The sequence below is a fragment of the Phaeodactylibacter sp. genome (genome assembly GCF_022763345.1).
GTDB lineage: Bacteria > Bacteroidota > Bacteroidia > Chitinophagales > Saprospiraceae > Phaeodactylibacter.
The window spans coordinates 36,312-47,950 of record NZ_JALEGS010000034.1 but is presented as its reverse complement, the minus strand read 5'-3'; the positions used below and the strand labels follow the sequence as shown (position 1 = coordinate 47,950).

General features: G+C 54.4%; 8 protein-coding genes. 5 read left to right on the top strand and 3 right to left on the bottom strand.

Annotation, left to right across the window (positions count from 1 at the left end; translation table 11 throughout):
• The first annotated feature begins 177 nt into the window (after positions 1-177).
• On the top strand, positions 178-762 hold the full coding sequence (locus tag MRY86_RS09295; protein WP_293567974.1) for an OmpH family outer membrane protein: 585 nt from the start codon (positions 178-180) through the stop codon (positions 760-762).
• A 2-nt stretch (positions 763-764) separates the two neighbouring features.
• On the opposite strand, the gene MRY86_RS09290 is transcribed toward MRY86_RS09295, so the two are convergent.
• From MRY86_RS09290 to MRY86_RS09280, 3 genes are all read right to left on the bottom strand, one after another.
• Complete coding sequence (locus tag MRY86_RS09290; protein WP_293567976.1) at positions 765-2,150, bottom strand: Na+/H+ antiporter NhaC family protein; 1,386 nt, start codon at positions 2,148-2,150, stop codon at positions 765-767.
• An 18-nt stretch (positions 2,151-2,168) separates the two neighbouring features.
• On the bottom strand, positions 2,169-3,476 hold the full coding sequence (locus MRY86_RS09285; RefSeq protein ID WP_293567978.1) for a Type 1 glutamine amidotransferase-like domain-containing protein: 1,308 nt from the start codon (positions 3,474-3,476) through the stop codon (positions 2,169-2,171).
• A 64-nt stretch (positions 3,477-3,540) separates the two neighbouring features.
• Positions 3,541-4,407, bottom strand: coding sequence for a choice-of-anchor J domain-containing protein (locus tag MRY86_RS09280; protein WP_293567980.1), 867 nt, complete (start codon positions 4,405-4,407; stop codon positions 3,541-3,543).
• Positions 4,408-5,004: 597 nt separating this feature from the next.
• On the opposite strand from MRY86_RS09280, the gene MRY86_RS09275 reads away from it, so the two are divergent.
• From MRY86_RS09275 to MRY86_RS09260, 4 genes are all read left to right on the top strand, one after another.
• A complete protein-coding gene (locus MRY86_RS09275) occupies positions 5,005-8,157 on the top strand; it encodes a SusC/RagA family TonB-linked outer membrane protein (RefSeq protein WP_293567982.1) in 3,153 nt (1,050 codons plus the stop codon).
• Between the two features lie 21 nt (positions 8,158-8,178).
• The gene (locus tag MRY86_RS09270; RefSeq protein WP_293567984.1) at positions 8,179-9,528 is read left to right on the top strand and encodes a SusD/RagB family nutrient-binding outer membrane lipoprotein; all 1,350 of its coding nucleotides are present in this window, start codon (positions 8,179-8,181) and stop codon (positions 9,526-9,528) included.
• 9 nt (positions 9,529-9,537) lie between these two features.
• The gene (locus MRY86_RS09265; RefSeq protein ID WP_293567986.1) at positions 9,538-10,458 is read left to right on the top strand and encodes an isoaspartyl peptidase/L-asparaginase family protein; all 921 of its coding nucleotides are present in this window, start codon (positions 9,538-9,540) and stop codon (positions 10,456-10,458) included.
• A gap of 310 nt (positions 10,459-10,768) precedes the next feature.
• Entirely contained in the window at positions 10,769-11,629 is an 861-nt protein-coding gene (locus MRY86_RS09260) for a DUF1641 domain-containing protein (RefSeq protein WP_293567987.1), read from the top strand.
• The last annotated feature ends 10 nt before the right edge of the window (positions 11,630-11,639 follow it).

The window sequence follows — 11,639 nt, the reverse complement described above, 5'->3', positions numbered from 1 at the left end:
CACGTTGATGTAGCGGGTGGTGAAAGCCACGTAGAGCGCGTCATCCTGGGCACAGCACGTCCCTAAATGACATAGGATGAACCTTTTTCCTCTATGGTAAAGGTAAATCTTCACTGCGGGCTATTCTTCTTCGGAAGGGTAGCCCGTATTTTTTTACCTTTGCGCAAAATTATTCCAATGAAAGCCAATATTTCTCTGGCACTCAATGCCATCTTGCTTATCGCAGTCATCTATTTGTTCACGCAGCAATCGGGCAACGCCACCGCCGACAGCCCTGCCACAGCCGCTGCCAGTACGGATGAGACGCTGGATATCGTTTACATTGACGCGGACAGTTTGCTCAACAACTACCAGGATTTCCGCAAAAAACAGGAGGACCTCGCTGCCCGTCAGCAAACTGCTTCCCAAGGCCTCAATCAGCGGATGCAGGCGCTGGAAAAGGAATTCCGTCAGGTGCAGGCCAAAGTTCAACAAGGGCTGCTCGCTCCTAATCAGATTGCAGCAGAGGAGCAACGCCTCGGCCAAAAACAACAGGAGTTACTCGCAGAACAGGAGCAGCTATCTGCTACCCTCGGCGCAGAGCAGCAGCAACTGGCCGCTGACTTCCAGGACAAACTCCGCAATCTTATGGATAGCCTGCAGGAAGCCCGGGGCTACGACTTCATCCTGCAGTACGGACAAGGCTCAAGCCTCCTCGGCGCTCGTGACGGATTTGACATCACCAACGAGGTGCTGAATATTCTCAACGCAAACGACAAGTAACCTTAAGCCCACTCAAAGAAAAGGACCGGCGGCAGCAACATCAGCATGCAGGCGGCACAAAGGATAAGGAACAGGGGCAGGAACCACTTCACCCACACGTTGTAGGGGATTTTGGCAATCGCCAGTACCCCCATCGTGACCCCGCTCGTGGGGATGATCAGGTTGGACAGTCCGTCCCCAAACTGAAAAGCCAGCACCGCCGTCTGCCTGCTGATGCCCAAAAGGTCACTTAGCGGTGCCATGATCGGCATCGTCAGGGCGGCCTGCCCGGACCCGGAAGGCACAAAGAAGTTGAGCAAAGTCTGAAAGATAAACATGATTTCCACTGTGACCGCCTTGGGCAGGCCTTCCGATAACCCTGCTATCGTGTGCAGAAGGGTGTCAATAATTTTCCCATCCTCCGCAATGACGATCAGCCCCTTGGCCATGGCAATCACCAATGCCGCGGTCAGCATATCTTTAGCACCGTCTTTGAAGGCAGCAACGCTCTCTTCCAGCCCCAGGTGAGAAATCATCCCGGCTACAATTCCTAATCCAATGAACAGCCCGGCAATCTCATTGATGTACCAGCCCCATTGGCCCACACCATAGACGAGCAGCAGCAGTGCCGCCGTAAGCGCCAGCAAAACATAGCGGTGTCCCTGGGTAAACTCCTGGTTCTTAGTTTTGCCCAACTGCCCGAGGTCGCGCTGCTGATCGAGCTCATACACCGGGCTTAGTGTGGGGTCTTTTTCCAGCTTCAGCACATACCGCATGATGTAAACAATACCAATCGCCGTAGTGACCGCCCAGACCACCAGCCGGTAGCCCATCCCGCTCGCCGGGGGCAGCTCGGCAATGCCCTGCGCCACCCCAATCGTAAACGGATTGATAAACGCACCGGCAAACCCCAGCCCGGCCCCAACAAAGGAAACGGCTATTCCGGTTATGGAATCATAACCCAGCGCCAGGGCCAACGGAATCGTGATCAGGACAAAGACCAGCACCTCCTCGCTCATGCCAAAGGTCGCGCCCGCCAGCGAAAACAGCGTAATCACCACCGGCAGTATCCAGTGCCGGTACTTCGGGTGCCGCTCACTGAATTGAATAATGCTCTGCAGCCCGGCATCAATCGCTCCGGTCCGCGTAATAATGCCAAACGCACCACCCACTAAAAACACAAAGGCAATGATCTGCGCCGCCGAAATAAATCCCCGGACGGGCCCCTGTAACAATGCCCCCAGCCCCTGCGGATTGGGCTCCACCCGTTCGTACGAACCGGGCACGAGCACCTCCCGCCCATTGATTACCGTCCGCTCAAATTCACCAGCGGGCACCAGCCAGGTCAGGCCGATGAATACGATCATAATTCCAAAAATGATCAGCAGGGTATCCGGGAATTTTTTCATATTTGAAGAGGGGTATTGCTATTCAATGATAATCTTTTTGACCGCCAACTGCCCTTCAATAATGGCTTCCAGGGTATAAACGCCAGCGGGCAGCCCGGAAACATCAATTGGAGAAACCGCATTGGCCCAGTGGCGCACTTCCTGACCGGTTATTGTGCGCAAAGACAACTGCCCGTAGGCAGATGCGCCGTTCCATTCCCAAAACAACTGCTCTGCAGCCGGGGTAGGAAAGACACGGAAAGCGGTATTTTCACTCCGGTCAGCCGTCGAACTTAGCACATCCGCACAGTCGCCATTGGTTTCGGGAATTCGGACCAGCTCGCCCGCTTCCACATACCAGTTTTGCCACTCGCCACCCTGCACCGTCTGCCAGTCATTCAGGTCAATGCTGCCTGAGCCATCCGTCCGGGCCGGAATAGCATACACCTTCACAGCGCTTTGCCCCCTGTTCCAGGTTAGGGGCGTGCCCGCTTCCATCACTTCCGGCAGAAACTCCTCCTGACAATTAGACTGCAGGAAAAATACAATATCTTCCTCAAATTCCGGGTATTCACCAAATGCCCGGGCGGTCCCGTTTTCATCAATACAGGCGGCCGTGTACTCATTGGCGGCAATGCCGAAAGACCGGCTTTGGGTAGCTTCCGCGATACGTGCCAGAAAGCCCACATGCCGGCCGGGCCTTTCCCGCTGTTCATAATGGGTATCGGTAATAGTATTATCCAGAAAAGGAATTTCCAGAAAATCGTTCTGCCCCAGCACTTCATAGTCCGGGTGGAAAGGGTCGGAGAGGGCTTCTTCCGCATCGAGCGAAAGGTTGGAAGGCGCATAGTACCAGTTGCTGAGAATAGCCATGCCTGCACTCGTGCCACCAACCGGTACGCCTTTTTCGTTAATCAGGTAATTGATGGCCTCCTGTACCGGTGTACCCTGCCAGTAGGAAAGGTAGTCGTACTGATCGCCACCGGCAAAGAACAGGCATTCGGCATTGCGGATTTGGGCTTCCACATAGGGGGCATTAGCAGCCGACGCATCGTCAAAGCGGATGGTTTCCACTGAATTAACGTAAACGTCCAGTTCCTCAAAAAAGTAAGGATTGTACCCATCAGAACCACTGGCCCGCAGCACGACCACGTCACCGCTGTCGGCCCGTTCCAGCATCCACTGCATGGCTTGGTCATTATCGCCCCCGCCGCCTGCCAGCACGATGCCGGGTATAGGGTCGGTTTCCACATCTGTGGTGTCGCCGGTGAAAAAACGAGTGTACCCCTGTCCGTGTAAGAAAGAAGGCAGGACGGTCAAAATCAAAAAGAGCGTTCTGGTAAGCATGGTAGATCGGATAAAAGTAAGGAAAAATCGGGCCGGGGGGATCCCGGCCCTTATAGTCAAGAGGTTATCGAACAATAAGTTTCGTAGTGCCCACTTTGTCAGCCGTGCGTACGCTCACTGCGTAAACACCTGCTGGCAAGCTGCTCGTCTCCAACTGTAGGTTGTGGCGGCCCGCACCGAGGCGGCCCTGACGCAACTCCTGCACCTGACGGCCGCTCATATCCTGAATGCTAATCGCTACATCAGCTGCCTGTTCCAGCTTGTACTGCAGCACGGTACCCGCATCCACTGCCGGGTTAGGTGCGAGGTTGAATTCAAAAGCGGCATTATCGGCTTCTGCCACGCTGCTAATCTCACCCTCGGTGATAGTGATGTCGTCAATCAACAGGGCATCACCGCTGGGAGTGACGTTACGAAAAGCAATATGTACACTCTGCCCGGCATAGTCGGCAAGGCTCACCTCCCGCATTTGTGGTGTTTCCCACTCTTCCGGATCGAAACTTGCTAAAATAGCACCATTAGCTTCAAAGCTCTCAAAAGTCGGCTCTTCCGCATTGATCAGCACTTGATAGCTATCCGGGAAATCACCGGAAGAAGTGGTGGAAATGGCCGTCCAGCTCAGCATAGAGTTCTCCGTGACCGTAATTTTCGGGAGGATCATCCAGTCATCAGCCGGGCCTGCATCATTCACATACCAGGAAATGCTCAGCGCAGCAAAGCTTTCCAGCAGCCCGCTTTCAATCACCATCCAGGCGGTATCTGCAAAACCAGCATCATCTGGCTGATTAGGTACGAGCATGTCCCGGTTGATCAGCGTAAAACTTTCGGGCATAAGGCCGTCTTCAAAATCATAAACAATAGTTTCCTGTGCAGTAGCAGGCAGGGTAGCCAGCATTACGGCTACGCAGACAAGTTGTACTAGTCTTTTCATCGCAAAAGGTTTAAATAAACAAATAGGGAAAATATGAATGCCCTGCAAATGGCATCAACAGACCAAAAGGTGCTGTCAATCGCAGTACAGGGAAAAAACTTTAAAGGAAGCTTGGTTTAGCAGTCGAAAATAGGCTGCAAGCCCATCAAGCTGAGCTGCTTGTGGGTCGGTTGAGTGGCCTGTATTTTAGGACAAAATGAGGTACTCATAAATTGGAACTGCTTAAAGTCGAAATACAAAAGTAAGAAAAAAATAATTCTGTTCCATATTTCAGATGGCATTCGTGATTTTCAACGGGTAATTTTACCACTTTAGACAGGCCAAGCGGGGCTTGATTTTGCAGTTAAGGCGCAAATCCATATTTTTGCATCCGGATACAAAAGTTAATTATGCAGATCCAGCAAGCCATTTTACCGGTCAAAACGACCCGCTTCCTGCAGGAGACGCCCAGTCTCTCCGGCTTGCAGCCCATATTTGATTGCTAGTCATACTACTCGTTTTCCAGCTTTCCATCGGTCATCAGCAGCTACTGCAATGGCCTGTTCCTTTTTTCTATCCGGCTGATGTGATTCGCTCAGCCTTCAAAATATTGTAAACATGTTCAGACCCATCCTTCTGTTGGTCGGCTTGTGCCTGTTAGGAATGTTGCCGCTCGCTGCGCAGCAAACCATAACCGGCACCGTTACGGATGATGCCGATCCGCCGCAGCCGCTTATCGGCGTGAGTGTTTTTGTGAAAGGCAGCCCGAATGTGGGCACTATTACTGATTTCAACGGGGCGTTCACCCTTGATGTAGACGAGGACGCTTCCGCCCTGATCTTTTCCTACATCGGCTACAACCGCCTGGAAGTCCCGCTCAACGGGCGGACGAAAATTGACATCCGCATGAGCGAGTCTGCCGAAGTCCTCGATGAGGTAGTCGTAACTGCGGTAGGCATTGAGCGCAGCAAAAAAGCCCTGGGCTACTCTGCTGAAGAAGTGGGGGGCGAAGAGCTGGTCAGTTCCCGGGAGACCAATCTGGTCAATGCCCTAAGCTCGAAGGTAGCGGGCGTTCAGGTCATCAGCAGCTCGGGCAACCCGGGCGCTTCCGCCAATATCGTTATCCGCGGGCGCACTTCTCTCAATGAAAACTCTCCGTTGTTCATCATTGACGGTGTGCCCATCGACAACAGCTTCGCAGGCTCCAATTTCACCGATCAGTCCAACCGGGCTATCGACATCAACCCCGATGACATCGAAACCATCAACGTCCTCAAAGGCGGTGCGGCCACGGCCCTCTACGGCGTTCGCGCCGCCAACGGTGCCGTGCTCATCACCACCAAAAAGGGCCGAAAAGGCGGGGGCATCAGCTTCTCCCAGTCCGTGACCTTCGATCAGGTAAACAAACTCCCGGAACAACAACAACTCTTCGCTCAGGGTGCCCTCTCCGGCGGCGTGCCAGTCTACGCAGGCCCGGGCGAGTCGAACCGCTCCTGGGGCCCGCGCATCGATACCCTGCGCTACGATGGAGATGAATCCTACCGCTACAGTTCCCTGGGCCGTATCGTAGGCCAAAGCGACCCTTCCGCTACTGATCGCAGGGTCGTACCTTTCAATAACCTCGACAACTTCTTCAATACCGGAGTGACGTCCAACACCTACCTCAGCGCCAGCGGTGGCGACGGGGAAACCAACTACTTCGTCTCCAGCGGCTACCTTCGCCAAACGGGTATTGTGCCCAACAGTACCTTCGAGCGCTTTACCCTCAAGGTCTCCGGCGATACCCGCATCAACGACCGCCTCAAAGTTTCCGCTTCTGCCAATTACACTAACTCCGGCGGCGACCGCACCAACCGGGGCTCCAACCTGTCCGGCGTAATGCTGGGCCTGACCCGCGCCCCTGTAACCTTCGACCTGGCTAATGGTTTTGATAATGCGGAAGACGAGCCCTTCGCCTATTCCTTCCCTGATGGCACACAGCGTACCTACTGGAGCGCCTACGACAACCCCTACTGGTCTGTCAACCGGAACCTGAGCCGCGATCGTGTCAATCGCATCATCGGCAATGCCGGCTTTGAGTATACCTTTACAGACTGGCTCAGCACTTCCTACCGGGCCGGTACGGATTACTACTTTGAGGAGCGGACTTCCTACTGGGACAACAACAGCAACGAATTCGGTACAGGCGTGATTTTCAGCGACCTGTATTCCTACCGCAGCTTCAACTCCGACTTCCTGCTGACCGCACAGGGCGCCTTGTCTCAGGACTTTGATGCCCGGCTGACCCTGGGCCATAACTATTTCAGCGAGCGGGGTTTTTCTAATGTAACGGAAGGGGAGAACTTCATCATACCGGACTTCTACGACATTTCCAACGTCTCTCAGGTCACCTTCGCAGACGACAACGTCACCCGCCGCCGCATCCTGGGTACCTTCTATGATGGCCAGCTGAGCTTCCGGGATTACCTTTACTTCAGCTTCACCGGGCGCTGGGACTGGTCCTCGACCCTGCCCACTACCGAAGTCCCTTTCTTCTACGACAGCTACAGCCTGGGCTTTGTCTTCACCGAGCCGCTGGGGCTGGCGACCAATCCAACCTTTTCCTTTGGTAAGTTGCGCTTCTCCTATGCCCGCATCGGTAAAGACGCCTTCGCCTACGCACTGGACAACTTTTTCGTGCTCGGCAGCCCGGTCAAGGGGCAAACCGCTTTCGGCCCGGCGACTTCCATCGGCAACCCCAATCTGCGCCCCGAACAAACCCGGACGCTGGAGATAGGTGCGGACCTTCGCTTTTTCCAAAACCGCCTGGGTATTGACTTCACCTGGTATGACCTGGAGAGTGTAGATCAAATCCTGGCTGTGCCCATTACCTTTTCCACTGGTTTTGCTTCAGCCATTACCAACGCAGGCCGGGTACGGAACACCGGCGTGGAAATACAGCTGCGCAGTACTCCGGTCAAAGGCCGCCACTTCAGCTGGGATGTTGACCTCAACTTCACCGCCAACGAAAACACCGTGGAAGAACTGGGCGAAGGCGTGCCCGACCTCAGTTTCGGTTCCGCAGGCGTAGCGTCAACCAACAACCGGGCGATTGAGGGGCAGCCTTTTGGCGTACTCTACGGCACCCGCTGGTCGAGAGATGACAATGGCAACCGTCTTATTGATGCCGATGGCTACCCCATATTTAACCCTCAGGAGCCCGGCATAGTGGGCGACCCCAACCCGGACTGGATTATGGGGCTGCGCAACAGCTTCACCTTCAAAGGGCTGTATGTGTCCGCCTTGCTGGACATCCGTCAGGGCGGGGATATCTACAATGGCACCGTGGGCGTCATGCAAAACCTGGGCATCCACAAGAGTACCGAAAACCGGGAGGAAGAGGTGGTCGTCGAAGGCGTATACGCCGAAGGCACCGTCATTGACGGCGAGGATGTTTCCGGTCAGCCCAATACCACGCCCGTTCGCCTGGATTCCCGTTACTACGGTCGTTATCCTTTTGCCGGGGTTTCCGAAGCTTCGGTTGAAGACGGCTCCTGGGTGCGCCTGCGCGAGCTGACCATCAGCTACCGTTTTCCGGAAACGGTTGTCGGCAAGCTGCCGGTTCGCAGTTTAGAACTGGGGCTGAGCGGCCGCAACCTGTTCCTGCTCACCGATTACAGCGGCATCGACCCGGAGACCAACCTGGCGGGCGCGAGCAACAGTTTCGGGCGGGACTATTTCAATACCCCCAACACCCGAAGCCTGGGCTTCAACCTGAAAATCGGATTTTAATCAGACTAAAAGATCAGTATTATGACACTTCGAAATATAACCTTCCTTCTCCTGGCAGTTGCCTTTCTGGCAGGCTGCGAGCTGGAGGAAACCAATATCAACCCCAACGATCCCACCGACGTGCCGGTAACCGTCCTCCTGCCTACTGCAATGGAGGAAACAGCCGAAAACCTGTCTGAAGAAGCGGCTGTCATTGCCGGTATTTTCAGTCAGTACTTTACCGGAGTGGACAACCGGGCGCTCACCGTGGAAAGCTACCTGCTTGATGAGGCCTTTAATATGAACCCGCTGTGGCAGGATTTCTATAACGGCCCCCTCAATATCCTCAACATCATCATCGATAAATCGGAAGCCGATGGATCCGCCCATTACGCTGGCGTCGCCAAAGTGCTAATGGCGCTCAATCTGGGCACTGCGGCTTCCCTTTGGGGCGATATCCCCTACACGCAGGCCTTTCAGGGCGGCGCCAACTTCAGCCCTTCCTATGATCCGCAGGAAACCATTTACATGAAAGTGCAAGCCTTGCTGGACGAAGCCATTCAGGACCTGCAGGCCGAAAGCACGGTCTCGCCCGGTGATGATGATGTCATCTATCAGGGAGACCTGGACCGCTGGGCCAAAGCGGCTCATGCCCTCAAAGCCCGCTATTACATGCACACTATCAAGCGGGATGCAGCGGCTCCTGCCAAAGCGCTGGATGCCATCGCCAATGCTTTTCAATCACCATCCGAAAGCCTGGTATATACCTTTGGTTTTACCGAAGCCGAACAAAATCCATGGTTTATCTATTTCAAAAACACACCTTACGTAGAAATCGACCCGTTTTTCTCAGATTTGCTCAGTGAGCTGGAAGACCCCAGGGAAAGCAGGCTCATCCGCCGGTCCTTTGGGCTGGAGCGCGTAGGCGATTTCTATGCTGCGGAGGATGCTTCCGTGCCCATTATCACTTACGCTGAGCTGAAAATGCTGGAAGCAGAGGCTCGGCTGATAACAGGGGAGGGCGGTGCTGAAGCCGCCCTGCAGGAAGGCGTGCGCACCCACATCGAGGAAGTCACCGGCGGCATTCCGGGTGAGGAAATGGATGCCTATTTGGATGCCCACGCCACCTTGTCGGGCGATACGGAAGATAACCTGCGCACCGTACTGCAACAGCTCTACATCGCCCACTTCACGCAAGTGGAAGGCTGGACCGATTACCGCCGTACGGGCTTCCCGGAACTTTCCCCCAATCCAAATGGTGAAAACCCCCAAAATCCTGGTGGCGATATCCCCCGCCGGTTCATTTATCCTCAAAACGAACGCCTATTCAATAACAGCTTCCCCGCTGAGAACCCCAACCTTCAGGGCCGGTTCTGGTGGGATGCCGAGTAAAACCAATTTATGTCAACTTATTCTCTAGCGATACACGGTGGTGCCGGCACTATCCTCCGTTCTGAAATGACCGAAGAACAGGAAGCGTCCCACCGCCGCGCCTTACAGCAAGCCCTCGCAGCCGGCGAGCAGGTTCTTGCCGCCGGGGGCAGCGCCCTAACTGCGGTGGAGACTGCTGTCAAAAGCCTCGAAGACTGTGAGTATTTTAACGCTGGGCGTGGCTCTGTCTTTACACACGATGGCCGCAATGAAATGGATGCTTCCATCATGTGCGGGGCCACTCTAAATGCAGGTGCCGTAGCCATGGTGGAAGGCGTGAAAAACCCCATCTCCCTTTCCCGTCTCGTGATGGAGCGCAGCGACCATGTATTCCTATGCGGCTCCGGTGCTCAGGAATTTGCCCGCGACCTGGAAGTGCCTATTCTCGAAGCCGATTATTTCTTCTCAGATTTCCGCTATCAGCAACTGGAGGAAGCCCGCGCCAAAAACCGCGTGCAGCTCGACCACAGCGATAAATTTGGGACCGTTGGTGCCGTAGCCTTTGACTTACGGGGGAATTTGGCAGCAGCCACTTCCACCGGTGGCCTGACCAACAAACGCTACGGCAGGGTAGGGGACAGCTCTGTCATCGGGTCGGGCACCTATGCCAATAATGCCACCTGCGCTGTATCCTGTACCGGTTACGGTGAATACTTTCTGCGTGGCGTGGTCGCTTACGATGTTTCCTGTTTAATGGAGTATCAAGGGCTTTCCCTTGCCGAAGCCGCAGACCGCGTCATCAACCACAAGCAAGCTGCTATGGGCGGTGATGGCGGCCTTATAGCCGTAGATCACAAGGGAGAGGTTGCTCTGCCCTTCAACTCGGAGGGAATGTACCGGGGCTGGGTCCGGAAGGGTGAAAAGGCTGTTGTTGCGATTTACCGATCGTGAGCTTGCCTTTGAAAGAAGAGTTTTAAAAAGCGGCGCTGCCTGATGTAACAGGTAGCGCCGCTTTTTTAGGGGTTGTTGTTTCTGTCCAACTGATAGTCGCTATAGCCCTATCCCGGGGAGTTATGGTACTTTTTACTGATCTGGCTGACTGTTACTGGCATTTATGTTCATGCTTTCATATATTTGAAAGTGCAGTCAATATCTAATCAGGCAACCGGAGGTTTTTGGTCCGGGGCACGGTATGATTAGGTTTGAGCGTAAGGCTTCAAAGCATTGGCTGCGACCTTCTGAAAGCAAAACAAAGAACATTATGGGAGCTAATGGAACCGCAACCTGGACCGATACAGAAGCCGGGTACCAACTACAGGAGCGGCTGAATAGTGAAAAAACACTAAAGGCGCTGGACCACCTTCTTGCACGCATCGAAACCATGGAGACAGCCGTAGACCGGCTGGCCACTGCTTTGGAGCAGGGGCCGGGCCTGATCAGCATGGCTGCTGACATCACCGACGATGCCATACAGCAAGCCCGCAGCCGTGGCGTGGATCCCGCTGAGCGCTTGGAAAACGCCCTTCATATTGCAGAAAAGCTCACTGCTCCGGAAATGGTAGAGAAACTAGACAAGGTGATTGCCATGACGGATCAGATCCCCGGACTGATGAGCATGATGGGCGATATGGTAGACGATGGCTGCTGTCAGGCTGCCGATAATGGCATTGATATCCCAGCCCGCCTAAGTGCTGTAGCTGAACTGGTAGAGAAAGTGACCCGCCCGGAGACCATCAGCAAAATCAATCAACTCATTGAGTTGTCCGAAAAATTGCCTGGCTTTGCCTCCATGGGCATAGATATGTTCGACGAGGGGTATCAGAGGGCCGCTGCCCGTGGTGTAGACTGGACGACACTCAACGAGCATGGCCTGGAAATGCTCACTGCCCTGACCAAACTGCTGACTTCTGAAGAGTTCAAGGCGCTCATGCAGAGTGGTGTCCTTGACCCTTGTACGATCAAGGTGGTCGCCAAGGCAGGGGAAGCAATGGTGGACAGTAACCGCGAGCCGGTTAAGCCAGCTGGAATCTGGGCTATGCTTACCGGCATGGCGGACAAGGACCGTCAGCGGGCAATGGGCTTCCTGTTGTCCTTCTCCAAACATTTTGGCAAGCGGTTCTAATCCACTGCAA

Coding starts and splice junctions, on each gene's coding strand:
- MRY86_RS09295 (WP_293567974.1), top strand. CDS start 178: ATGAAAGCCAATATTTCTCTGGCACTCAATGCCATCTTGCTTATCGCA.
- MRY86_RS09290 (WP_293567976.1), bottom strand. CDS start 2,150: ATGAAAAAATTCCCGGATACCCTGCTGATCATTTTTGGAATTATGATC.
- MRY86_RS09285 (WP_293567978.1), bottom strand. CDS start 3,476: ATGCTTACCAGAACGCTCTTTTTGATTTTGACCGTCCTGCCTTCTTTC.
- MRY86_RS09280 (WP_293567980.1), bottom strand. CDS start 4,407: ATGAAAAGACTAGTACAACTTGTCTGCGTAGCCGTAATGCTGGCTACC.
- MRY86_RS09275 (WP_293567982.1), top strand. CDS start 5,005: ATGTTCAGACCCATCCTTCTGTTGGTCGGCTTGTGCCTGTTAGGAATG.
- MRY86_RS09270 (WP_293567984.1), top strand. CDS start 8,179: ATGACACTTCGAAATATAACCTTCCTTCTCCTGGCAGTTGCCTTTCTG.
- MRY86_RS09265 (WP_293567986.1), top strand. CDS start 9,538: ATGTCAACTTATTCTCTAGCGATACACGGTGGTGCCGGCACTATCCTC.
- MRY86_RS09260 (WP_293567987.1), top strand. CDS start 10,769: ATGGGAGCTAATGGAACCGCAACCTGGACCGATACAGAAGCCGGGTAC.